The sequence below is a fragment of the Devosia sp. A16 genome, from assembly GCF_001402915.1.
Classification (GTDB): Bacteria; Pseudomonadota; Alphaproteobacteria; order Rhizobiales; family Devosiaceae; genus Devosia_A.
Genome location: NZ_CP012945.1, coordinates 3,929,366 through 3,950,618, shown reverse-complemented (window position 1 = coordinate 3,950,618; position 21,253 = coordinate 3,929,366). Strand labels below are relative to the sequence as shown.

The window sequence follows — 21,253 nt, the reverse complement described above, 5'->3', positions numbered from 1 at the left end:
GGTGGCCTCCGCCGTTCTTATTGCTGCTTTTGGGCCGAGCCTAGGCCTCGCCCGCACAGGCGTCCAGTTGGCGGCGGCGTTTGCCGGAGGGGGATGGCAAAGTCAAGGCGGGCTAGTCGAACTTCACTGCCGTCGTATTGGCCCCGCAGAGCAGTATGCCGAGCTTTTCGCCCGGCGCCGGAACATAGCGACCGGAGAGCACAGCCGCCATGGCGGCGGCACCGCCCGGCTCCACCGCCACGCGCAAGACGTCCCAGATCGCCTGCTGTGCGGCGACGATCGCCTTGTCGGTGACCAGCACCGAGCGATCGATGAAGCCCGAGAGCGCGAAGCTCAGGCTGCCGACGCGGCGGGCGCCGAGACTGTCGGCGGCGACGCCGCTCACCGGCACGTCCACCGGATGGCCGGCGACGATCGCGTCGTGCAGGGTCGGCGCGTTCTCGGGTTCGACCCCGATGAGCCGGACCCGCCCGGCGGCTGCCGCGGCGATGCCGCCGATCAGTCCGCCTCCGCCCACCGCCACCAGCAGCGTGTCGAGCCCGGGCGCCTGCTCCAGCCACTCGAGCCCGACGGTGCCCTGCCCGCCCAGCGTCTCGAACGCGTCATAGGCATGCACTTCGACGAGGCCGTGCTCGATGGCGAAGGCGTGGCTTGCCGTGTAGGCGTCGATATAGGTGTCGCCACCGACGACGATCTCGGCGCCGTACTGCAGGATGCGGTTGATCTTTGCCGGCGACGAAATCCGCGGCACGTAGATATGCGCCTTGAAGCCGAGCTTTTGCGCGGCGAAGGCGACAGCAGCGCCATGGTTGCCGCCGGACGCCGCGACCACCCCGCGCTCGGCACCTGACCGCATCAGCAGGTTGGCGAAGGCGCCACGGGCCTTGAAGGTGCCCGAGTGCTGCATGAATTCGAGCTTGAAGGAGAACGGGGCGCCGGAGAGGCCAAAATCGGCCGCCGCGACCTCGACGACCGGTGTGCGTCGGATGTGTGGGCGGATCACCGCTTCAGTGGCGCGGATCGCGTCGCGATCGGGCGGAGGAGGCGCGACAGCTTGGGTGGTGGTCATGGCGGTCCCGACAAGTTTATCATAGTGGAGCCGCCCGGCCTGCCTAGCGCAAGTGTCGGGACGATGAAAGAGGGCGCGAGGATGGGCAAGACCAACGCCGAGTGGCACCGCGAGCACAGGATGCCGCCCAAGCCGACCAGGCAACAGCGCGCTGCCTGGCATTACGAGCATGCGCAGCACTGCGGCTGCCGCGCGCTGACGCCGTCGATCACCTCCCTGCTGATATCACAGGGGTATCCAGTGCCCCAACTGCAGGCGCCGCGCGCGCCCTGAACTCAATCGAGCGGCGGCGTTTCCCGCTCAGCGGGCGTCGGGCCGGGGTTGAGCAGCGGATCGCGCGAGACGGGCATGCCCGGCAACTGGCCCTCCGGCAGTTCCTTGTCGGTCTGCTCGGCGTCGGGAATATCAGAAGGGACGACGTCGGGCTGCGAGGCAGGTGGTGTTGGCTTTTTGGGATCGGTCATGATGTTCTCCTCATTGAGGAGAAGGCGCGAGTTGCCGATATCGTTCCGTCGCCAATCGCGCTCGCCCGGACGTGATCCCCGGCGCAGCTTGCGTTTGCCGGACTTTTCCCCTATAGCCCGCCTCGCATTCGTTCGGCCGGGGGCTGAACGGAGGGTTGTGCATCTCGCACGATAGGGTTCGCCCGTCCTCCCGTGTTCCCGCTCTTTAGAAGACTGCTTTGATCGCCTTTCCGGCTTCAAAGGGGCTCCGCGCCGAGTGGAAGTGTTGTGAACCAACTTGAAGGAAGGCGCTTATGGCCCTTTACGAACACATTTTCCTGGCCCGCCAGGACGTTTCCCCCACGCAGGTGGAAGAGCTGACCGCGGCCCTGACCGAAGTGCTCACCAACGGCGGGGGCAAGGTCACCAAGAACGAGTACTGGGGCCTGAAGTCGCTCTCGTACCGCATCAAGAAGAACCGCAAGGCACACTATACCTTGCTCAACATCGACGCGCCGCACGCCGCGGTCGCCGAGATGGAGCGCCAGATGGGCATCAATGAAGACATTCTGCGCTTCATGACCATCCGCGTCGATGAGCTGGAAGAAGGCCCGTCGGCCATGATGCAGAAGCGCGATCGCGATGACGACCGCGGCGACCGCCCGGGTGGCCCGCGTGGCGACCGCGGTGGTTTCGACCGCGGCGACCGCCGTCCCCGCCGCTTCTAAGAACTCGGAAGGAAGAGCCAAATGGCCATCAAAGACCTGACCACGACTACGGCCCGCCGTCCGTTCCAGCGCCGCCGCAAGACCTGCCCGTTCTCGGGCCCGAACGCCCCCAAGATCGACTACAAGGACGTTCGCCTGCTGCAGCGTTACGTGTCGGAGCGCGGCAAGATCGTCCCCTCCCGCATCACTGCGGTCTCCGCCCTGAAGCAGCGTGAACTGGCCAAGGCCATCAAGCGCGCCCGCTTCATCGGCATCATGCCCTACGCCGTTCAGTAAGAACCGCTTCGGGATTGGCTGGAGCCACCGATGGTGGCTCCTAACCGTTCACGCGTGAACGGGACAGCATAGGAAAGCATCATGAAAGTCATTCTCCTCGAGCGTATCGGCAAGCACGGCCACATCGGCGACGAAGTGTCGGTGAAGGACGGTTTCGCCCGTAACTTCCTGCTCCCGCAGCAGAAGGCGCTGCGCGCCACCGAAGCCAACCGCAAGCGCTTCGAGCGCGACCGGGCCGACATCGAGAAGCGCAACCAGGAGCGCCGCGAGGCCGCTGCCGGCATCGCGTCGGGCCTCAACGGCAAGTCGGTGGTCATCATCCGTCAGGCCGGCGAAACCGGCCAGCTTTACGGCTCGGTGTCGTCGCGCGACGTGGCCGACGCGCTGAACAATGACGGTTTCACCGTCGGCCGTTCGCAGGTCGACCTCGCCAACCCTATCAAGACGGTCGGCATCCACACCGTGCCACTGCACCTGCATGCGGAAGTCGCGGTGTCGATCACCGTCAACGTCGCCCGCTCGGAAGACGAGGCGGCGCGTCAGGCCGCCGGTGAAGATCTCACCGCGATCAACTATGACGACGAGGCCGCCGAAGAATTCGCGGCCGGCCAGGCGGAGGCCGGCTCGGCCGCAGCCGAGGCCTTCGGCGACGAAGAATAAGCCGCTCGCATCTCCAATGCTGAAGGCCGGGAGCGATCCCGGCCTTCTTTTTGTCTGGGTTCCGAATATTGCATTTCGGACACAGGACAGACGCGTCTGTTGTAACTCGGCGAAATGGGCTGGCAGGTCGCGAGAAGTGCTGGCACTGTGCCGTCACTTTTTTTGGGGGATAAATTGAAAAGATTCGTTCTTGCTGCGCTCGGTGCTGCCCTGCTTTCAGGCACCTCGGCAATGGCTGCGGACCTCGTGGTCAACGAGCCGGTGGCCGATGTCGCAGTTCCTAACGGCTTTTATGCCACTTTCTTTGCCGGCGGCTCGTTTGCTTCGGGTGATACGACCGTCGAGGTGGCCCCTGGCGTTGGCTTCACTGTGGAGACCGACCTCGACGGCGGCTTCATCCTCGGTGGCGCTATCGGAACGACGCTGCATCAGAACCTTCGTGGTGAAGTGGAGTTTTCCTATATCCAAGCTGACGTAGATAGCGTCGGCGGCAACCCTGTGCCGGATGATGTTTCGCTCACGAGCACCGGCTACAACCTGCTCGCCAATCTCTGGTACGATTTCTCCAACGACAGCGGCTTCACGCCGTACATCGGCGGTGGCGTCGGCTTCGGCAAGACCGTGGTGAGCAGCGATGACCAACCGGGCGAAATCACCGCCAGCGGCCTGCTGTATCAGCTTGGCGCGGGCGTGAAGGTCGATGTGGCGGATAACATCGCGCTGGATGTCGGCTACCGCTATCGCGTGCTGTCCGATGCGGATACCGAATCTGACGGCCTGATGATACCGCCGGGCGTGAGCGTGACCACCGATGCGGTCAACCACATCGTCCAGGCTGGCGTTACCTTCGGCTTCTGAGCCAACGAGACGTAGTTGAACCAAGGCCGGGAGCGATCCCGGCCTTTTCGTGTGCGCGACTAACCCAGATACCCAGCCATGCGTTCGAAGTACCGTTCGCGGGCAAGCAAAGCATCGACATAGGCGATGTCGGGCGCGGAGAGTTCGTCACGATAGCCGCCGGCAATCCCCCGCCGCACCTTCATGGCCGAGGGCGGAGCGTCGGCGCGACGGGCGAAGGCCGGGCCGTACTCCTCATACTCCCCTGCCCGCTCGCGCGCCTGCATCTTGTCGAAAGCATTGTCGGCAGCGATCCGGGTGGCGAGCGCCGGGTCGAGCTCACGGCCGAGGAAGCCCGCGACGCGGAATAACTGGCCCGCGGTATCGGCGAGCAGTTGCTCGTAGCTGAGCATCAGGCAATCGGTCCGGCCGACGCAAAGGCCGGCGAGGCCGAGATTGAACGCCATGACTTTCTCGATGCCATGTCCGGGTTCGCGGATGAACGCCGAGATCGACCCCTCGTAGTTCTTCAATCGCTGGGTCGTCTGATAGTATCCAGATACCACCGTATCCCGAGGGTCGCGGAACAACGCGACGGTTCGGGAAAAGCGGGCATCCAGTTCGATCCGCAGCGCCGATGCGGGCCGGCCCCCTTGGTGTCCCCAACCCAGATGCGAGTAGGTAGCATCGATCCCGGCGGCATCCAGCATGACGCGCAGCCAGGTCCGCCCGGACTTCGGAAACGATGCGACCAATGCCCTTGCTGCCATGCGCCCCCCTGCCTCGCGGCAGCCTAGAACGTCCATCGCTTCGATGGAAAGTGCCTTGGCGCTTCTGTGGGGCGTCGGGCAGTCGTGGCTTGTCCGCAGCAGGGCCGCCTCGCCTAAGCGGCGCCAATGCCCATCCGACCCAGCAGCCGATCCTTGCGGATGAACTGGTGATAGAAGGCGGCGCCGATATGCAGCGCCAGCAGCACCAGCAGCACCCGTGCGGCGAGGCCGTGGACGGCGCGAGGCAGAACAGTTTCGAGGTCGGGAAGCGTGGCCGACCCGAGGATGGCGGGCAGCGCACCCGACAGGATGACGGTGGCGATACCGCTCGCAGCAGTGACGAGGACGATGCCGTAGAGCAGCAAGTGCACGACCTTGGCCATGGCTCGCTGCCAGCCCGGCTGGTCGGCCGGGAGAGCCGGGCGCCGGTCGATCGCGAGCCACCAGACGATCCTCAGCAGCGTCAGCAGCAGGGCGCCTGCCCCGAACGGCAGGTGGGCGCGCAGCAAAGCCAGCTTGGCGGCCGGGTCGACCTGCGCTGCCGCCAGCAGGCCGGTGGCAAACAGCGCGACGATCAGCAAGGCGCTGAGCCAGTGAATGGCGATGGCGACGCTGCCATAGCGCGTCGCGGTGCTTTTCGCAGACATCGAGGCCTCCTTGCGTTTCGCTCGTGTTCGGATTTACATAGCACACTATGGATTTAGATAGCAAGCTATGCATATGAGCTACGTTCGCGAGACCTCGGCCGGTTATCTCACCAACTGGGCGGCGCGGCTGTTTGCGCGCGCCATCGAACGGCGCCTGGCAGGTGGAAATTCCGGGCCCATGCCGGTGTTCTTCGCCCTGCAGGACGGCGGAGCGATGACGCAGAAGGCGCTGGCGCAACTGGCGGCGGTGGAGCAGCCGACCATGGCGAACACGCTCGGCCGCATGGAGCGCGACGGCCTGGTGCTGCGCACGCCTGACCCGAACGACCGGCGCAGCGCCCAAGTGTCGCTGACACCGCTGGGGCTCGAGCGCGCCCGGGCGGCTTTCGCGTCAGCCATTGAGGTCAACAGCATCGCCACCGACGCGCTGCAGCCCGCCGAGCGCGAGCTGTTCTACGACATGCTGCGCCGGATCATCGGCGCGCTGGAGCGTGACGCCGGCGCATGACGACCGATGCGAATCGGGGAGCGAACGACGGCACGATTGCAAATGTGCCGCCTTGGTTTCCCCCGCTTTCAACACTAACCACAGGCGTCGCAACGAGGGCCCGATTCGGTCGCCCCGGCGCCACATTTTTTGACCGTCGGCGGGACGGCCGCTGGTAAAGCAGACCTTAACGAGCGGGGGAGTATCGAGTCGCCATGGCCGACAACAACGTGCATCGCCTGCGTCCGGAAGACGAAAAGGGCTTCCGCCTTGCGCCCCACAACGTGGAGGCGGAGCAGGCCTTGCTCGGAGCGATCCTCGTCAACAACGAGGCGTTCTATCGGGTCAGCGACTTCCTCGTGCCCGAGCATTTCTACGAGCCCATTCACCGCACCATCTACGAGGTGCTGGCCAAGATCATCCGCGCCGGCAAGACGGCGACCCCGATCACCGCCAAGACCTATCTGGCCGACGCCCTGACCGCCGAAATGACCATGCCGCAATACCTGGCGCGGCTGGCGGCGGAAGCAACGACCGTGCTGAACGCGGCCGACTACGGCCAGACCATCTATGACCTCGCGATCCGCCGCAACCTGATCCAGATCGGCGAGGAGATGGTGCAGGTCGCCTATGACTCCGATGTCGAGGCGACGGCGAACAAGCAGATCGAAGAGGCCGAGAAGGCGCTGTTCGATCTCGCCGAAAAGGGCCGCTATGACGGAGGCTTCCAGAGCTTCAGCCAGGCGCTGACCGAAGCCATCAAGATGGCCGGCGAGGCCTACGGCCGCGACGGCACGCTTTCAGGCACCGCCACCGGGCTCACCGATCTCGACCGGCTGATGGGCGGGCTGCAGCGCTCGGACCTGATCATCCTCGCGGCGCGCCCCGCCATGGGCAAGACGTCGCTGGCCACGAATATCGCCTTCCACGTCGCCAAGAGCTTTCGCGGCGAAGTGCAGGCCGATGGACACATGAAGACCGTCGATGGCGGCCATGTCGGTTTTTTCAGCCTCGAAATGAGCGCCGAACAGCTGGCGACGCGTATTCTCGCCGAGCAGGCGGAGATCTCGTCGTCCGACATCCGGCGCGGCAATATCCACGAGAGCCAGTTTTCGAAACTGGTCGACACCTCGAACCTGATGGCCCAGGTGCCGCTCTATATCGACGATACCGGCGGTATTTCGGTGGCGCAGCTTGCCGCCCGGGCCCGGCGGCTGAAGCGCCAGAAGGGCCTCGACCTGCTGATCGTCGACTACCTGCAACTGCTGAGTGGCTCGTCAAAAAAGGCGAGCGAGAACCGCGTGCAGGAACTGACCGAGATCACCACCACGCTCAAGGCACTGGCCAAGGAACTGGAAGTGCCGATCATCGCGCTCTCCCAGCTCAGCCGACAGGTCGAAAACCGCGACGACAAGCATCCCCAGCTTGCGGATCTGCGCGAATCCGGCTCCATCGAACAGGACGCCGACGTGGTGCTCTTCGTCTATCGCGAGGAATACTACCTCAAGAACAAGGAGCCCAAGGAGGGTACGCCGGAACACCTGGCGTGGCAGGGCGAGATGGAACAGGTGCACGGCAAGGCCGAAGTCATCATCGGCAAGCAGCGTCACGGCCCGACGGGCACGGTGCAGCTGAGCTTCGAGGCGCAGTACACGCGCTTCGGCAATCTGGCGCGTGCCGAGTATCTGCCCGAAAGGATGGAATAGTGATGGCGGCACCGGCCATTGCGACCGGTTACGGCGGGCGGCTGACCGTCGACCTGGGCGCGTTGAAGCGCAACTGGCAGGCGCTCGACAAGGTGAGCCGCGGCGCCCTGACCGGCGCGGTGGTCAAAGCCGATGCCTATGGTACCGGCATTGCCCAGGCCTCGCACGCCTTCTACGAGGCGGGCGCCCGGTTCTTCTTCGCGGCAACGCCCGACGAGGGCATCGCCGTGCGGGCGGCGCTGCCCGAGGACAGCCACATCTTCATCCTGTCGGGCCTCTATCCGGGCTCCGCACCGCTCTATGTCGGCGAGCGGCTGATGCCCTGCCTCGCCTCGATCCCGATGCTGGAGGAATGGCTCACGGCCTGTGCCGCGTCAAACCAGGCGCTGCCGGCGGCGCTGCATTTCGACACCGGTATCAACCGGCTCGGCTTCCGGCTCAACGAGACCTCGATCGTCAAGCGGCTGATCGACTCGATCGGCTATGCGCCACAGATGATCATGAGCCATCTCGCCTGCGCCGATACCCCGGCGCATGAGAAGAACCGCACGCAGCTGGCGCTGTTCACCTCGGTGATGGCGCAGTTCCCGGGCATCCCGGCGTCGCTCAGCAACTCGGCCGGGCTGATGAGCAACCGCGAGAACCATTTCCAGATGGTCCGCCCGGGCATCGCGCTCTACGGCGGGCGGGCCGTCGCCGGCCGACGCAACCCGATGGCGCCGGTGGTGACGCTCGAAGCACCGGTGCTGATGACCAAGGACGTCAAGACCGGCGAGACCGTCGGTTATGGCGCGCTGCAGACGATGTCGCGCGACAGCCGCCTCGCCATCGTCGCCATCGGCTATGCCGACGGCTTTTTCCGCTCGCTCAGTTCGTCCAACAACCACCGCGGCACGCATGTGGTGATCCAGGGCCAGCCCTGCCCGGTGGTCGGCCGGGTATCGATGGACATGATCGGGGTCGACGTCACCGACCTGCCGCGGCCCCCGGTGCCGGGCGAAATGGCCGAGATCATCGGCAAGCAGATCACCGTCGACGACCATGCCGATATCGCCAACACCATCGGCTACGAAGTGCTGACCAGCCTCAAGGGCCGCTACTCGCGCAACTACATCGAAAGCGCAGCCCCACCGGCGGCGTGAACCCGGGGGCATCGAGGCTCGATGGCTGAAGTGCGCATCCTGATCACCGGGAACAGCGGTTCGGGCAAGACCTGGCTGGGCGAGCGGCTGGCGGAACGCCTGAATGTGCCGCTGGTGCAGCTCGACGATCTCAATTGGGATGGCGCCTATGGCGGAAAGCAGCGCGACAAGCGGCTGGTGTTCGACGAGGTGGTCGAACGCTCCATGCAGAGTGCCTGGGTGATGGAAGGCGTCTATGGCTGGCTGCTGCCGGCCGCCCTGCCACGCACCACCGAGTTCATCTTCCTCGACCTGCCGCTCGAAGAATGCCTCGACAATGTCCGTCGTCGCGGTGGCCAGGGGGCGGACGACCAGGCGTTTGCGGCTCTGCTCGCCTGGGCAGCCGAGTATCCCAATCGGCAGAACGCGAATTCCCGAGAGGCGCACCAGCGCCTGTGGGATGGTTTCGGCGGCGCCAAGCGGATCTTGCGCAGCCGCGGCGAGCTGGATGAGAACGTGCTGCACCGCTGACCCCGAGCATTTCACCGGCTCCTTGCATCGGTGCCATGCTCCAAGTCGGTGGCTTGGCGGCGTTCTCGAACCGGAAACCTCTGCAGTTTCCCTGAAGCGCCCTAGCCGCCCAGCACGATCCGGGCCGTGAACCCGTCGGCGTGGCCGAAGCGCGGTGACTGCAGCTCGAGTCGGCCGCCGACCTGCCGGGTGATGCTCTCGACAATGGCGAGGCCGAGGCCTGAGCCGGGGGTTTCGGCGCTGCCCCGCTCGAAGCGGCGCGCCAGCACGGCGAGGCGATCAGCGGGAACGGCCGGCCCGGCATTGCTCACCTCGACAAAGCCAGCGCCGACTGCAACCTCGACCGGGCCGCCGGATGGCCCGTGCACCTGGGCGTTTTCGAGCAGGTTGCGCATGACGATGCCGAAGGCGTCGAGGTCGAGTCGGGCGATGAGACGCGCGTCGGGCTTGAGCTCTAGGCGGAACCGCGACCCGAGCGCGCGTTGCGCTTCGTCGGCGATCAGCCGCAAAGCCGGCAGCAGGTCGATCGGCTCGGCGAGGCGTGCCACCCCGGCCTCGGCGCGCGACAGTTCAAGAAGTTTGTCGGCGAGGGTCGAGAGCCGGTGCAGCGACTCCTCGACGCGGCGAGCACGGCCCAGCGCCTGGTGTCCCGCCAGTTCATCGACCAGCCGCTGGACCTGGGCCAGGCTGCCGGCGATCGGGGTGCGCAACTCATGCGCGCTGTTGGCGGCAAGGGCGCGCTCGGCGTCGAAGGCGGCACGCAACCTGAGCAGCAGCCCGTCGATCGCGCTGGAGATGGGACGCAGTTCCTGCGGCGCGGTCGCGTCGCCCACCGGCTCGAGGTTGGCGACGTCGCGGCGCGCCACCTCGTTTCCCAGCCGGCGCAACGGCCGCATGCCGCGCTCGACCGCCCAGCGAATCCCGAGGATCGATGCGGGGATCAGCAGAAGCAGCGGCAATAGCAGCGCCGCGGCGCTGCCCCAGAGCGCGGCGTTCCGCCGTTCCTCGGACTCGGCGACCTGGATGTACAGGCCGGAGCGCGGATCGCCGGTGGTGTAGATCCGCCATGGCGGGGCCGTGACGAAGCCCTCGACGAGCGGCGCAGCAAAAGGTACCTCCGGTGCGTCGTGCGACCGCATGCGCAGTCCGTGCGCATCACGCACCTGGTAGACCACGTACTCCCCCCGCCCCGACTCCGGCAGGCCCGGATGCGAACCGCCCGGATCATCGTCGCCATCGGTGTCGTCGGTCAGACCGTCAATGGCCAGCGGCAGGACGCGTTCGGCGGTTTCACGCAACCCGCCGTCCAGCGTGCGCTCCAGTTCGCTGCGGACAATGAGGATGGTGACGAGGCCGCCAAGCAGCCACAGGGTCGTCGCGCCGATGGTCAGCACCAGCACGAGATGACGGGTGATGCTGGGCCGGCTCACGGCGGCGCCAGCCGATAGCCGAGACCACGCACCGTATGGATCACGCCGGCCTCCAGCTTCCTGCGCAGGCGGCTGACATAGACCTCGACCGCGTTGCTTTCGACCTCATCGCCGAAGCCGAACAGCGCATCCTCCAGTTGCGCCTTGGAGACCAGCGTTCCCGGATGCTGCGCCAGCCGTTCGAGCACGGCCCATTCCCGGGCCGAAAGCTCGATCGGCCTGCCCGACACCGTGACGACGCGGCGCGGCGCATCGACCTCGAGCGGGCCGATGACCAGCAGCGGGTTGGGATTGCCGGCATAGCGGCGGCCGACGGCGCCGAGCCGGGCCAGCAGTTCGCCCAGATCGAACGGCTTGATCAGGTAGTCATCGGCGCCGGCATTCAGCCCATCGATGCGCATGCTGAGCTGGTCCATTGCCGTGGTGATGATCACCGGCGTGGTGTCGCCCTGGCGTCGCAGCGCCCGCAGGAACTCGAGCCCGCGCCCATCCGGCAGGTTGAGATCGAGCAGAAGCACGTCATAGGGCGTCGAGAAACGGGCGGCTTCCGCCGCGTCGAGGCGGCGGACCCAATCGGTCGCGTGGCCGTTGGCGACCAGATGGTCGCGAACCGCCTGGCCCAGCATGTCGTCGTCCTCCACCAGCAGCAGGCGCATCGCGCATCTCCGAATCCGGGCCCGCATGCCACGACATCCTGACACCAACCTTACGCCCGGCCACTCCCAGCGTCAGCACAGCGTAAGCCGACCACGGCAGACCAGTGCAGCCGGCGAAGGGCCGGCCACGAAAGGAAGCCTGAATGAAGAAGATGCTCGCCCTGGCGCTCGTCGCCGCAACGCTGGTCGCCCCGGCCTTCGCCGCCGACGTCTGCAATGTCCCCGCCGAAAAGGCTCAGCCCAAGGATGCGCTGAAGGCCCAGCTCGAGAAGGACGGCTGGACCGTCAAGCAGATCAAGGACGACAAGGGCTGCTACGAAGCCTATGCGACCAAGGCCGACGGCAAGCGGATGGAGAACCTGTTCGACCCCGAAACCCTGAAGATGCTCGATGTCGAAGCCGACTGAGCCGGCCGGCAAGATCCTGGTGTGGGACCCGCTGGTGCGGGTCTTTCACTGGGGGCTGGCAGCCAGCATCGGAGTCGCCTGGCTGACGTCCGGGCACCCGAAGGGGCTGCATCAATGGGCAGGGTACGTGGCGGGCGCTCTGATCCTCATCCGGATCGGTTGGGGCCTGTTCGGCCCGGGGCATGCCCGGTTCCTCAGCTTCGTGCGCGGGCCCGAGGTCACGTTGGGCTATCTGCGCGATATCGCGCGCGGTGCCGAGCGGCGGCATATTGGGCACAACCCGGCCGGTGGTGCGATGGTCGTGGCGCTGATCGCGACGGTGGCCGCGCAGGTGACGGTGGGCTGGCTACAGACCACTGACACGTTCTGGGGCGTCGAATGGATCGAAGTGCTGCATGCGGCGCTGGCGCGGCAAATCCTCGTGCTGGTGGCGCTGCATCTGGCCGGGGTGCTGATCGCCAGCCTGCGTCACCGCGAGAACCTGCCGCTGGCGATGATCACCGGTCACAAGCGGGAGGCCGAGGGCGACGACGTGGCGTGAGCGATGGCGCCCTATTGCTCGTCGATGATCAGGTCATGCAGGCCGCCGGTCATGATGCCGCCTTCGACGGGGAGGTTGATGCCGGTGATCCAGGACGCGTCGGACGAAGCCAGGAAGGCGACGGCGGCGGCGATGTCTTCAGGCTCACCGATGCGTCCCAGAGGGTACTTGCGGGCGCGCTTGCCGCCATCGTCAGGGCGCACGGTCCAGTTGCGAGTGCGAATGGTCCCAGGGCTGATCAGGTTGAACCGTATCCCACGGCTGCCGTAGCGGGCCGCCAGGTTCTTGGTCAGGATCTCGAGGCCGGCCTTGGCTGCGGAATAGGCGTAGCCGCCAAAAGCCCACTCGCCATTGATCGAGCCGATGCTGACGACATTGCTGCCGGGCCCGGCAGCAATGAGGGCCGGAAGTGCGGCGCGGACGCAGCGGAACACGCTGGTGAGGTTGACGTTCAGTTTGCGCTCGAACAACTCGTCGGGAATTTCACCGAGGGCGGGCTCGTCCCAATCACCGCCCGCGGTATTGACGAGGACGTTCAGCTTGCCGAAGCGGTCGACTGCGGCAGCAATCGAAGCATCGACAGCCGCACGATCGGTGAGATCGCACGCGGTTGCGAAGGCGCTGTAGCCCATCGCGGCAAGCTCAGCCGCCACGGCCTCGGCCGCCGGTCCGTCGATATCGGACACCGCGATCGCAGCGCCTTCGGCCGCGAGGCGCAATGCGGTGGCCCGGCCGATGCCGTGCCCTGCTCCGGTGACGTAGATCGCCTGCCCTTCGAACCGCATGCAACACTCCAAGCCATTGATCTGTCGCGTCTTCGAGGCGCGAAGCTGCCGCAACCTCACCAAAGGGGCACTCTAGAGGGTGCGATGGAGTTTCACCATGAGGCTCGGGCACGCGCCGGGCAAACTCGGCGACCTGCCGCTTGAACGCCGCTCGCGATATGAAGTGAAACGGATGCGATGGCCGATCGCGGTCCCGTCGGGGCCCGTGCAACGTCCGCCTGCCGATCGATGGCGCTTGCAAAGGTCTGCTCCGCCTTGACGTTCCTGGGTCCGGTGCTCATCTGCGGCGTCTGAGCACAACGCAGGTAGGCCCATGACCCCGCCATTTTCCGGTTCCGCCGTCCACTCCTATGCCGACGGGCCGCCGCGGCAGGTCCCCGGCTTTCACGGCCTGCACCGGATGGCGCGCATGCTGCTGTCCGAGCGGGTCCCGGCCGATGGCCGGGTGCTGGTGCTGGGTGCGGGCGGCGGACTGGAGCTGAGGGCGTTTGCCGAGGCACAGCCCGGCTGGTCGTTCGACGGCGTCGATCCGTCGGCGGACATGCTGCGGCTCGCCGCCGAGATGACCGCTCTCTACGCCGAGCGAATCCTGCTGCACGAGGGTTATGTCGATGACGCGCCGGCCGGCCCGTTCGACGGGGCGACTGCGATCCTGACATTTCACTTCATCCCGCGCCCGCAGCGGTTGGCGACGCTGCGGCAACTGCATCGCCGGCTGAAACCGGGCGCACCCCTGGTGCTGGCCCATATCAGCTTCGCCCAGACCGAGCCCGAGCGTTCGATGTGGATCGCACGGCATGTGGCGTTCGGCGCGCCCGACGGAACCGACCCGGTACAGTTGCAGAGTTCGCGCGAAGCGATCGGCACGCGGCTTTCGATCCTTGCCCCGGAGGACGAGGAAGCCATGCTGCGCGAAGCAGGATTTTCAAACGTGGCGCTGTTCTACGCCGGGCTAAGCTTTCGCGGCTGGGTGGCCTACGCCTGACGCGCGGGCCGATCGAAGCAGGGGCAGCGCGGCTGCCCCTGGGCTCGGCGATCAGGGCCGCACGATGCCACCGTCCCGCCGGCGATCCTCGGCCATGTAGTGCGATTTCGCCGCCTTGTCCGGATCGAGCAGCGCCTCGGCCTTCTTCACATCGATGTCGATCCCGAGGCCGGGCTGCTCGTTGCCGTAGAGGTAGCCCCCCTCGAGGATGGCGTGGCCGGGGAAGAGTTCATACTCCTCGGGCTTGAAGTGATTCTCCTCCTGGATGCCGAAGGCGGTGGAAGCGAGGTCGACATGCATGGCGGCCATCTGGTTGACCGGGTCATTGTCGCCCCCCTCCTGCCAGGCGGTCTGCACGCCGAACCATTCGCAGAGCGTCGCGATCTTGCGCGCCTGGGTGATGCCCCCGCCCTTCGAGATGCGGACGCGGACGAAATCGATGAGCCGCTCGGTGATCAGGGGCAGGTATTCATGGGGGTTGACGAACAGTTCGCCCATCGCCTGCGGCGTGGCGCATTGCTGGCGCACCTGGCGATACCAGCCGACCTGTTCGGGCGAGAGCAGATCCTCGAGGAAATACAGCCGGTAGGGCTCCAGGAGCTTGGCCAGTTGCACCGCATTGGTCGGCGCCAGGTGCTCGTGCACGTCATGGGTGAATTTCGGCCCCCAGCCGAGCTTGTCGCGCAGATGCGCGAACATCTCGGGGATAGCCTGCAGGTACGCGTCGTCGTCGAAGGCCTTGTCCTGCGGCCAGTGGCCCTTCGGCCCGCGGGCGTTGGCGCGATCGAGGAAGCCACCGCCGCCGTAATTGCCGAGCTGGCAGCGGATGACGGTATAGCCCTCCTCCCAGTAGCGGCGCACGTCGTCCTCGAGTTCGGTCAGCGAATTGCCCTGCGCGTGCGCATAGGCGGCAACCGCGCTGCGGGTCTTGCCGCCGAGCAATTGGTAGACCGGCATGCCGGCCTCCTTGCCCTTGATATCCCACAGCGCCATGTCGATGCCGGCCTGGGCGGTGTTGCCGATGGCCTCGTTGCGCCAGTAGCTCTGGGTGTAGACCGATTGCCAGATGTCCTCGATCCGGCTCACATCGCGCCCGATCAGCAGCGGCGTAACGTTCTCGATCGCCGCCTCTACCACCTTGGCGCGATAGTGGTCGGAGGCCGAGCCGATGCCGTAGAGGCCCGGTTGGTCGGTCAGGACCTTGACGAACAGCCAGGTGCCGTCGGCGCGCGTGCGGATCGTCTCGATCCCGGTGATCTTGGTCATCTCTTCCCTATGTGAGCTTTTGCCGGCCACTGTCGGGCCGTTCGGAGTGGGAAGTCGAGCTTCGCAACCGGCGGTGCCGGAGGCAAGTTGGGCGAAGGTCGAGCGCACCGCTTCCCGTGCGGCTTGTTCTCTTTTTGTTCTTGACTATCGCTCAGCCTCACTGGTTCCTTGTTTGTCCCTGAGACGACGGAGGACCAAAGAGATGACCGAACTGCCACAGCTGTCGATGTTCGCTGAGGACACGCGGCCGCTCAAGTCCATCCGGGTGCCGCCGCGCCAGGGGCGTGATCCGGTGTTCTTCGCCGTGCCGGTCGGCGGCGGAATCCGGCCCGCCCTGCAGGAGTTGGTCGATGAGCAGCGGCGCCTCAATGGCATCACCGCGCAACTGCTGCCGGCGACGACGCTCCACATCTCCCTGGTGGGCGTCGGCTTCTACCAGGAACTGAGCGGCAACGACCTCGCTCTGGCCATGGCGACCGGCGATGCCATCGGCTTCCAACCGTTCGATATCACCCTCACCCGGCTCGGCAGCTTCCGCCGCAAGGTCGGCTCGCCACCCCTGGTGCTGCGTCCGGGGTCGGACACGCCGCTGGTCGAGTTGGCGCGCCTCCTGCGCTGGGGCATGCTGGAGCGCGGCTTCGAGGTGCATTCGTCGCCGAGCGAAGCGTTCCACCTGACGCTCTGCTATGACCGGGTCAACGCGCCCGAGGTGGTGCTGGCGCGACCGCCCACACTTCGGGTCGAGGGATTTGCGCTGGTCCGCAGCTTCTATGGCCAGGGACGCTATGAAGTGATCGGGGAATGGCCGCGGCGGTAGGCACGATCGCGGCAAAAACCACCACCCCCCTCTCCCCCTTTGCGGGGGAGAATGGAATTTCTTGGGCTTAGCTTCTTGGCGAAGCCTTAGAAATTCCAAGAGGGGGGACGTGGAGGGCACGGTGGCTCAAACGTCCCCCTCTTGCGAAAACTAAGGACTTAGCTGCGCTAAGCCCAAGTTTTCGCTTTCTCCCCCGCAAAGGGGGAGACGGGGCCGGTGCCCGTGGTCGGCGCCTGTTCACTCTTCGTTCTTGTCTTTACCCCTATTCTCGGCTACCTGTCGTCGACTTCCAGGGGCATCCTCATGGCGCGTACCAAAACCTCCTATGTCTGTCAGGCCTGCGGTGCGGCGACCAGCAAGTGGCAGGGACGGTGCGAGGCCTGCGGCGAGTGGAACACCATCGTCGAAGAGATCGTGGATTCGGGCGTCGGCGCCGGGCCGAAGGCCGCCGTGGCAGGCGGACGGCCGATCGAGTTGCAGCCGCTGGCCGGTGAAACGGAAACCGCGGCACGGGTCGAGACCGGCATCGGCGAGCTCGACCGGGTGACCGGCGGCGGCTTCGTTATGGGTTCGGCGGTGCTGATCGGCGGCGATCCGGGCATCGGCAAATCCACCCTGCTGTTACAGGCCGCCGCGGCGCTCGCCGAACGCGGCCGGCGCATTGTCTATGTCTCGGGCGAAGAGGCGATTGCGCAGATCCGGCTGAGGGCGCAGCGGCTGGGTTTGGGCGATCGCGCCGTGCTGCTGGCGTCGGAGACCAATGTCGAGATCATCCTCGCCACGCTGCAGAACGGCCCTGCCCCGGACCTGGTGATCATCGATTCGATCCAGACGCTGTGGACCGACCGGGTCGAGAGCGCGCCCGGAACCGTCACGCAGGTGCGCACCTCGGCCCAGGCCCTGACCCGCTTCGCCAAGAAATCCGGCGCTGCGGTGGTGCTGGTCGGCCATGTGACCAAGGACGGGCAGATCGCCGGGCCGCGCGTGGTCGAGCACCTCGTCGATGCGGTGCTGTATTTCGAGGGCGACGCCAGCCACACCTTCCGCATCCTGCGCGGGGTGAAGAATCGCTACGGCGCCACCGACGAGATCGGCGTGTTCGAGATGTCGACACTGGGGCTGCGCGAGGTGGCCAATCCCTCGGCGCTGTTCCTCGACCAGCGCGACAAGGACGCCGCCGGCTCCGCCGTGTTCGCCGGCATGGAGGGCACCCGCCCGATGCTGTGCGAGGTGCAGGCGCTGGTCTCGCCCTCGCCGCTCGGCACGCCGCGACGCGCGGTGATCGGCTGGGATTCGTCGCGGCTCTCGATGGTGCTGGCGGTGCTGGAGACGCGCTGCGGGGTGCGGATCGGCGCCAACGACATCTACCTCAATGTCGCCGGCGGGCTGAAGATCAACGAGCCGGCGGCGGATCTCGCCGTGGCGGCGGCGCTGATTTCATCGCTCACCGGTTCGCCGTTGCCCTCGACCAACGTCTATTTCGGCGAGATCTCGCTGGCGGGCGGGGTGCGTCCGGTGGCGCATGCGGTGCAACGCCTGCGCGAGGCACAGAAGCTCGGCTTTCAGGGCGCGGTGACCGGCCGGCTGGGCAAGGGCGACGTGCCGAACGGCATTGCCGTGGGCGAGTATGCCGAGGTCGCCGAACTCATCGGACGCATCGCGGCGCGCGGTCAACGACAGGCAGCAGAGTAGCGCTTTGGCCACGCTTCCTGCTTTCCGTGAACATCGGCCATGCGGCCCGTCCTCCGTGCTTGGCTTTGCCACGATTAATGGTTACACGGGACTTTGAAGCAGGTCCCAGGGGCGGATTTTCTATATGTTGACTGCATTCGACGTCGGCATCGGCGTTCTCGTCCTGATCTCGGCGATCCTGGCTACGGCCCGCGGATTCACTCGTGAAATCCTGTCGTTGGCGACCTGGGCGGGCTCCGCGGCGATCGCCGCCTATGCCTATTTCAACCACAAGGAAATCGCGCGCGGCTACATCAACGAGCCGATCGTGGCGGACATCGTGACGGTGCTCGGCACCTTCATCGTGGCGCTGATCATCCTGCACCTGATCACCATGCGGATCGCCGATTTCGTCGTCGACAGCCGCATCGGTCCACTCGACCGCACGCTCGGTTTCATCTTCGGCGTCGCCCGCGGCGTGCTGATCTCGGTGATCGTGGTGGTATTCGGGCTGTGGCTGATGCCGGCGAACCTGCCCTCCTGGGCGGCCGAGTCGCGCTCGCTGCCGATCCTCAGAAATTTCGGCGACAGCCTGATTGCCTTGCTGCCCCCGGACCTCGAGAAGCAGGTTACCGATCTACTGCATCGCGGCGCCGGCGGCACGGGCGAAGATGCCTCGCCTGACGACGTGCCGTCGCCCGACGCCGATGTGCCCAGTGAAGAGGGTACGGATCAGTTGGAGAACGACGCGCCGCTGGAGCCGCCGGCCGACGGAGCGGCGGCTCGCACCTGATGAAATTCGGGTGAGCGCATTGCATATTGATGACCGGGACCGCATTTGCGGTCCCGTCTTGTTTGGACCGTTCTGAAGCCAAAGGTGCCCGCATGACCCAAAGCGCCAAACCGATCGCGGAGTGGGACCATGACACGCTGCGCGAGGAGTGCGGCGTGTTCGGCATCCTCGGCCATCCCGAGGCGGCGACCCTGACCGCACTGGGGCTGCATGCGCTGCAGCACCGCGGCCAGGAAGCGGCCGGCATCGTCAGTTTCGACGGCAAGCAGTTCCATTCCGAACGTCAGCTCGGCCTGGTCGGCGACCACTTCACCGATCCCGCCACTGTCGGCCGCCTGCCCGGCCATCTCGCCATGGGCCATGTGCGCTACTCGACCACCGGGGAAACGATCCTCCGCAACGTGCAGCCGCTGTTTGCCGAGCTGGAAGTCGGCGGCATCGCCATTGCCCATAACGGCAACTTCACCAACGGACTGACGCTGAGGAAGCAACTGATCTCGCAGGGCGCGATCTGCCAGTCGACCTCGGATACCGAGGTGGTGCTGCACCTGATCGCCCGCTCCAAGAAGGTAGCCTCCTCCGACCGCTTCATCGACGCGCTGATGCATCTCGAGGGCGCCTTCGCGCTGGTGGCGATGACCCGCACCAAGCTGATCGGAGCGCGCGACGCCAACGGCATCCGCCCGCTGGTCCTGGGCGATCTCGACGGCAAGCCGATCTTTGCCTCGGAGACCTGCGCACTCGACATCATCGGCGCCAAGTTCGTGCGCGATGTCGAGAATGGCGAGGTGGTGATCTGCGAGACGCAACCCGACGGCACGATCACCATCGAGTCGGTGAAGCCATTTGCGCCGCGGCCGGAGCGCATCTGCCTGTTCGAGTATGTGTATTTCGCCCGCCCGGACTCGGTGGTCGCCGGTCGCCCGGTCTATTCGGCCCGCAAGCGCATGGGTATCAACCTCGCTCGCGAAGCGCCGGTCGAAGCCGACGTGGTGGTGCCGGTGCCCGATGGCGGCACGCCGGCGGCGATCGGCTACGCCCAGGCCAGCGGTATCCCGTTCGAGCTCGGCATCATCCGCAACCACTATGTGGGCCGCACCTTCATCGAGCCGACCCAGTCGATCCGGGCCTTTGGCGTCAAGCTGAAGCACTCCGCCAACCGGGCCGAGATCGAAGGCAAGCGGGTGGTACTGATCGACGACTCCATCGTGCGCGGCACTACCTCGGTCAAGATCGTGCAGATGATCCGCGACGCCGGCGCCAGCGAGGTGCATATCCGCGTCGCCTCGCCGATGATCTTCCACTCGGACTATTATGGCATCGACACCCCCGATCCGGAGAACCTGCTGGCCAACCAGCATCCCGATCTCGAGTCGATGTGCAGGTTCATCGGCGCGGATTCGCTAGCCTTCCTTTCCATCGACGGGCTCTACGACGCCGTCGGCGGCATCAAGCGCAACCCGCTCAGCCCGCAATTCACCGACCATCATTTCACCGGCGACTACCCGACCAAGCTCACCGACCTCAACGGCCGCAGCAAGAACGATCCCAAGACGCTGTCGCTGATGAAGGAAGCGAGCTGAGAAGGTCTGGCGCAATCCGGAAATCCGGCGTGCGCTGACCCCCACCCCTGTCCCCTCCCCGCAAGGGGGACGACAAGATGTCGCCCCGGGGGGAGGGAGACCAAAACACCAGCACCGCGGTTCCCGCATCTCCCTCCCCCTTGCGCGGAGGGATCAGGGTGGGGGTCCACAGCCACCGGCCCATCGGTCACGGCTGGGACACCTTCGCCCTTCCCCATCCTCGTCTCCCTCGCTAGAACCCGCGCGTAAACCTCACGGAACCTCACTGCATGACACCCTCCCTTGCCGGCAAGATCGTCCTCGTTACCGGCGCGTCGCGCGGCATCGGCTATCAGGCGGCGCTTGAGGCCGGGCGGCGCGGTGCGCATGTGATTGCCGTGGCACGCACCATCGGTGGGCTCGAGGAGCTCGACGACGAAATCCAGAAAGCCGGCAGTAGCGCCACGCTGGTGCCGATGGACCTACTGGACTTCGAGGCCATCGACCGGCTGGGTCTGGCGATCTTCGAGCGTTGGGGGCACCTGGACGGCTTGGTGGCCAACGCGGCGATGCTGAGCGAGTTGCGGCCGCTGGCGCATGTCGAGCCCAAGGAGTTCGACAAGCTGATGGGCCTCAACGTGACCGCCAATTATCGGCTGGTCCGCTCGCTCGACCTGCTGCTGCGCCAGTCGGTGGCGGGCCGCGTGGTCTTCGTCTCGTCCTCGTCGGCCCATTCGGCGCGCGCCAACTGGGGGCCATATGCGGCCAGCAAGGCCGCCGTCGAGGCGCTGGCCAAGAGCTATGCCGCCGAAGTGGGCGGCATCACCCCGATCCGGGTCAACGCCTTCTATCCGGGCGCCGTGCGGACCGCCATGCGCGCCAGGGCCATGCCGGGCGAGAACCCCGACACCCTGCCCCGCCCCGTGGTACTGGCGCCCAAGCTGATCGACATGGTCGCGCCCGAGTTCACCGACAACCGCATGGTGTTCGACTGGGAAAAGTCGGAGCTCCGGGCGCTTTAGGCTCTGCTTGGAGGGGCGGGGGTGATCACCGATGGCCCCGACC

The 21,253-nt window shown here is 66.2% G+C and carries 25 protein-coding genes; 17 read left to right on the top strand and 8 right to left on the bottom strand.

The genetic code is table 11. The annotated features are described in order from the left end of the window. Positions 1-112: 112 nt before the first annotated feature. A complete protein-coding gene (locus APS40_RS18955; protein ID WP_055048539.1) occupies positions 113-1,069 on the bottom strand; it encodes a threonine/serine dehydratase in 957 nt (318 codons plus the stop codon). Positions 1,070-1,150: 81 nt separating this feature from the next. Between APS40_RS18955 and APS40_RS18950 the strand changes: the two genes are divergently transcribed. Further along, positions 1,151-1,342 carry a hypothetical protein gene (locus APS40_RS18950; RefSeq protein WP_055048538.1) on the top strand — a complete coding sequence of 64 codons (192 nt, stop codon included), beginning with the start codon at positions 1,151-1,153 and terminating at the stop codon, positions 1,340-1,342. 2 nt (positions 1,343-1,344) lie between these two features. Here the strand turns inward: APS40_RS18950 and APS40_RS18945 are convergent, their stop codons facing one another. Next, positions 1,345-1,533, bottom strand: coding sequence for a hypothetical protein (locus tag APS40_RS18945; protein WP_055048537.1), 189 nt, complete (start codon positions 1,531-1,533; stop codon positions 1,345-1,347). 293 nt (positions 1,534-1,826) lie between these two features. On the opposite strand from APS40_RS18945, the gene rpsF reads away from it, so the two are divergent. From rpsF to APS40_RS18925, 4 genes are all read left to right on the top strand, one after another. Further along, complete coding sequence (rpsF, locus tag APS40_RS18940) at positions 1,827-2,240, top strand: 30S ribosomal protein S6 (RefSeq protein ID WP_055048536.1); 414 nt, start codon at positions 1,827-1,829, stop codon at positions 2,238-2,240. A gap of 21 nt (positions 2,241-2,261) precedes the next feature. Continuing rightward, the gene (gene rpsR / locus APS40_RS18935) at positions 2,262-2,516 is read left to right on the top strand and encodes a 30S ribosomal protein S18 (RefSeq protein WP_055048535.1); all 255 of its coding nucleotides are present in this window, start codon (positions 2,262-2,264) and stop codon (positions 2,514-2,516) included. Between the two features lie 81 nt (positions 2,517-2,597). After that, positions 2,598-3,176, top strand: coding sequence for a 50S ribosomal protein L9 (rplI, locus tag APS40_RS18930; protein WP_055048534.1), 579 nt, complete (start codon positions 2,598-2,600; stop codon positions 3,174-3,176). Positions 3,177-3,350: 174 nt separating this feature from the next. Then, the gene (locus tag APS40_RS18925; protein WP_197279365.1) at positions 3,351-4,034 is read left to right on the top strand and encodes an outer membrane protein; all 684 of its coding nucleotides are present in this window, start codon (positions 3,351-3,353) and stop codon (positions 4,032-4,034) included. Between the two features lie 59 nt (positions 4,035-4,093). On the opposite strand, the gene APS40_RS18920 is transcribed toward APS40_RS18925, so the two are convergent. Both APS40_RS18920 and APS40_RS18915 read right to left on the bottom strand, forming a co-directional pair. After that, positions 4,094-4,783, bottom strand: coding sequence for a sulfotransferase domain-containing protein (locus tag APS40_RS18920; RefSeq protein WP_197279364.1), 690 nt, complete (start codon positions 4,781-4,783; stop codon positions 4,094-4,096). A 113-nt stretch (positions 4,784-4,896) separates the two neighbouring features. Further along, on the bottom strand, positions 4,897-5,430 hold the full coding sequence (locus tag APS40_RS18915; protein ID WP_055048531.1) for a cytochrome b: 534 nt from the start codon (positions 5,428-5,430) through the stop codon (positions 4,897-4,899). Positions 5,431-5,503: 73 nt separating this feature from the next. Here APS40_RS18915 and APS40_RS18910 point away from each other — a divergent pair, with 73 nt between their 5' ends. The 4 genes from APS40_RS18910 (at position 5,504) to APS40_RS18895 (ending at position 9,275) form a co-directional block, all read left to right on the top strand. Further along, positions 5,504-5,938: a MarR family winged helix-turn-helix transcriptional regulator gene (locus APS40_RS18910; protein ID WP_055048530.1), complete on the top strand. Its 435-nt coding sequence runs from the start codon at positions 5,504-5,506 to the stop codon at positions 5,936-5,938. Positions 5,939-6,132: 194 nt separating this feature from the next. Continuing rightward, positions 6,133-7,623 (top strand): replicative DNA helicase, encoded by a 1,491-nt coding sequence (locus APS40_RS18905; RefSeq protein ID WP_055048529.1) that lies wholly within the window; start codon positions 6,133-6,135, stop codon positions 7,621-7,623. A gap of 2 nt (positions 7,624-7,625) precedes the next feature. Next, positions 7,626-8,765 carry an alanine racemase gene (alr, locus tag APS40_RS18900; protein ID WP_055048528.1) on the top strand — a complete coding sequence of 380 codons (1,140 nt, stop codon included), beginning with the start codon at positions 7,626-7,628 and terminating at the stop codon, positions 8,763-8,765. Positions 8,766-8,786: 21 nt separating this feature from the next. After that, positions 8,787-9,275 carry an AAA family ATPase gene (locus tag APS40_RS18895; protein ID WP_055048527.1) on the top strand — a complete coding sequence of 163 codons (489 nt, stop codon included), beginning with the start codon at positions 8,787-8,789 and terminating at the stop codon, positions 9,273-9,275. 101 nt (positions 9,276-9,376) lie between these two features. On the opposite strand, the gene APS40_RS18890 is transcribed toward APS40_RS18895, so the two are convergent. Further along, positions 9,377-10,705, bottom strand: a complete 1,329-nt coding sequence (locus APS40_RS18890; RefSeq protein ID WP_055048526.1) for a sensor histidine kinase — start codon at positions 10,703-10,705, stop codon at positions 9,377-9,379. Beyond that, positions 10,702-11,361, bottom strand: coding sequence for a response regulator transcription factor (locus APS40_RS18885; RefSeq protein WP_055048525.1), 660 nt, complete (start codon positions 11,359-11,361; stop codon positions 10,702-10,704). The genes APS40_RS18890 and APS40_RS18885 overlap by 4 nt, the downstream gene beginning before the upstream one ends. Before the next feature lie 143 nt (positions 11,362-11,504). Here APS40_RS18885 and APS40_RS18880 point away from each other — a divergent pair, with 143 nt between their 5' ends. Both APS40_RS18880 and APS40_RS18875 read left to right on the top strand, forming a co-directional pair. Further along, positions 11,505-11,768 carry a PepSY domain-containing protein gene (locus APS40_RS18880; protein WP_055048524.1) on the top strand — a complete coding sequence of 88 codons (264 nt, stop codon included), beginning with the start codon at positions 11,505-11,507 and terminating at the stop codon, positions 11,766-11,768. Further along, positions 11,752-12,309: a cytochrome b/b6 domain-containing protein gene (locus APS40_RS18875; RefSeq protein ID WP_055048523.1), complete on the top strand. Its 558-nt coding sequence runs from the start codon at positions 11,752-11,754 to the stop codon at positions 12,307-12,309. The genes APS40_RS18880 and APS40_RS18875 overlap by 17 nt, the downstream gene beginning before the upstream one ends. Positions 12,310-12,320: 11 nt before the next feature. Here APS40_RS18875 and APS40_RS18870 read toward each other — a convergent pair whose 3' ends face one another. Then, a complete protein-coding gene (locus APS40_RS18870) occupies positions 12,321-13,094 on the bottom strand; it encodes an SDR family NAD(P)-dependent oxidoreductase (RefSeq protein WP_055048522.1) in 774 nt (257 codons plus the stop codon). 313 nt (positions 13,095-13,407) lie between these two features. Between APS40_RS18870 and APS40_RS18865 the strand changes: the two genes are divergently transcribed. After that, entirely contained in the window at positions 13,408-14,079 is a 672-nt protein-coding gene (locus APS40_RS18865; RefSeq protein WP_055048521.1) for a class I SAM-dependent methyltransferase, read from the top strand. 51 nt (positions 14,080-14,130) lie between these two features. On the opposite strand, the gene APS40_RS18860 is transcribed toward APS40_RS18865, so the two are convergent. Next, positions 14,131-15,345, bottom strand: coding sequence for an enolase C-terminal domain-like protein (locus APS40_RS18860; protein ID WP_055048520.1), 1,215 nt, complete (start codon positions 15,343-15,345; stop codon positions 14,131-14,133). A gap of 202 nt (positions 15,346-15,547) precedes the next feature. On the opposite strand from APS40_RS18860, the gene APS40_RS18855 reads away from it, so the two are divergent. The 5 genes from APS40_RS18855 (at position 15,548) to APS40_RS18835 (ending at position 21,210) form a co-directional block, all read left to right on the top strand. Then, a complete protein-coding gene (locus APS40_RS18855; protein WP_055048519.1) occupies positions 15,548-16,162 on the top strand; it encodes a 2'-5' RNA ligase family protein in 615 nt (204 codons plus the stop codon). Between the two features lie 303 nt (positions 16,163-16,465). Continuing rightward, a complete protein-coding gene (radA, locus tag APS40_RS18850; protein WP_055048518.1) occupies positions 16,466-17,854 on the top strand; it encodes a DNA repair protein RadA in 1,389 nt (462 codons plus the stop codon). 124 nt (positions 17,855-17,978) lie between these two features. Further along, a complete protein-coding gene (locus APS40_RS18845; protein ID WP_055048517.1) occupies positions 17,979-18,626 on the top strand; it encodes a CvpA family protein in 648 nt (215 codons plus the stop codon). Positions 18,627-18,718: 92 nt separating this feature from the next. Further along, positions 18,719-20,209 carry an amidophosphoribosyltransferase gene (gene purF, locus APS40_RS18840; RefSeq protein ID WP_055048516.1) on the top strand — a complete coding sequence of 497 codons (1,491 nt, stop codon included), beginning with the start codon at positions 18,719-18,721 and terminating at the stop codon, positions 20,207-20,209. Between the two features lie 269 nt (positions 20,210-20,478). Then, positions 20,479-21,210, top strand: a complete 732-nt coding sequence (locus tag APS40_RS18835; RefSeq protein ID WP_055048515.1) for an SDR family NAD(P)-dependent oxidoreductase — start codon at positions 20,479-20,481, stop codon at positions 21,208-21,210. Positions 21,211-21,253 lie beyond the last annotated feature (43 nt).

What these genes read in the sequence shown, in the direction of transcription:
- APS40_RS18955 (WP_055048539.1), bottom strand. Translation starts at nt 1,069, where the DNA reads ATGACCACCACCCAAGCTGTCGCGCCTCCTCCGCCCGATCGCGACGCG.
- APS40_RS18950 (WP_055048538.1), top strand. Translation starts at nt 1,151, where the DNA reads ATGGGCAAGACCAACGCCGAGTGGCACCGCGAGCACAGGATGCCGCCC.
- APS40_RS18945 (WP_055048537.1), bottom strand. Translation starts at nt 1,533, where the DNA reads ATGACCGATCCCAAAAAGCCAACACCACCTGCCTCGCAGCCCGACGTC.
- rpsF (WP_055048536.1), top strand. Translation starts at nt 1,827, where the DNA reads ATGGCCCTTTACGAACACATTTTCCTGGCCCGCCAGGACGTTTCCCCC.
- rpsR (WP_055048535.1), top strand. Translation starts at nt 2,262, where the DNA reads ATGGCCATCAAAGACCTGACCACGACTACGGCCCGCCGTCCGTTCCAG.
- rplI (WP_055048534.1), top strand. Translation starts at nt 2,598, where the DNA reads ATGAAAGTCATTCTCCTCGAGCGTATCGGCAAGCACGGCCACATCGGC.
- APS40_RS18920 (WP_197279364.1), bottom strand. Translation starts at nt 4,783, where the DNA reads ATGGCAGCAAGGGCATTGGTCGCATCGTTTCCGAAGTCCGGGCGGACC.
- APS40_RS18915 (WP_055048531.1), bottom strand. Translation starts at nt 5,430, where the DNA reads ATGTCTGCGAAAAGCACCGCGACGCGCTATGGCAGCGTCGCCATCGCC.
- APS40_RS18910 (WP_055048530.1), top strand. Translation starts at nt 5,504, where the DNA reads ATGAGCTACGTTCGCGAGACCTCGGCCGGTTATCTCACCAACTGGGCG.
- APS40_RS18905 (WP_055048529.1), top strand. Translation starts at nt 6,133, where the DNA reads ATGGCCGACAACAACGTGCATCGCCTGCGTCCGGAAGACGAAAAGGGC.
- alr (WP_055048528.1), top strand. Translation starts at nt 7,626, where the DNA reads ATGGCGGCACCGGCCATTGCGACCGGTTACGGCGGGCGGCTGACCGTC.
- APS40_RS18895 (WP_055048527.1), top strand. Translation starts at nt 8,787, where the DNA reads ATGGCTGAAGTGCGCATCCTGATCACCGGGAACAGCGGTTCGGGCAAG.
- APS40_RS18885 (WP_055048525.1), bottom strand. Translation starts at nt 11,361, where the DNA reads ATGCGCCTGCTGCTGGTGGAGGACGACGACATGCTGGGCCAGGCGGTT.
- APS40_RS18880 (WP_055048524.1), top strand. Translation starts at nt 11,505, where the DNA reads ATGAAGAAGATGCTCGCCCTGGCGCTCGTCGCCGCAACGCTGGTCGCC.
- APS40_RS18875 (WP_055048523.1), top strand. Translation starts at nt 11,752, where the DNA reads ATGTCGAAGCCGACTGAGCCGGCCGGCAAGATCCTGGTGTGGGACCCG.
- APS40_RS18870 (WP_055048522.1), bottom strand. Translation starts at nt 13,094, where the DNA reads ATGCGGTTCGAAGGGCAGGCGATCTACGTCACCGGAGCAGGGCACGGC.
- APS40_RS18865 (WP_055048521.1), top strand. Translation starts at nt 13,408, where the DNA reads ATGACCCCGCCATTTTCCGGTTCCGCCGTCCACTCCTATGCCGACGGG.
- APS40_RS18860 (WP_055048520.1), bottom strand. Translation starts at nt 15,345, where the DNA reads ATGACCAAGATCACCGGGATCGAGACGATCCGCACGCGCGCCGACGGC.
- APS40_RS18855 (WP_055048519.1), top strand. Translation starts at nt 15,548, where the DNA reads ATGACCGAACTGCCACAGCTGTCGATGTTCGCTGAGGACACGCGGCCG.
- radA (WP_055048518.1), top strand. Translation starts at nt 16,466, where the DNA reads ATGGCGCGTACCAAAACCTCCTATGTCTGTCAGGCCTGCGGTGCGGCG.
- APS40_RS18845 (WP_055048517.1), top strand. Translation starts at nt 17,979, where the DNA reads ATGTTGACTGCATTCGACGTCGGCATCGGCGTTCTCGTCCTGATCTCG.
- purF (WP_055048516.1), top strand. Translation starts at nt 18,719, where the DNA reads ATGACCCAAAGCGCCAAACCGATCGCGGAGTGGGACCATGACACGCTG.
- APS40_RS18835 (WP_055048515.1), top strand. Translation starts at nt 20,479, where the DNA reads ATGACACCCTCCCTTGCCGGCAAGATCGTCCTCGTTACCGGCGCGTCG.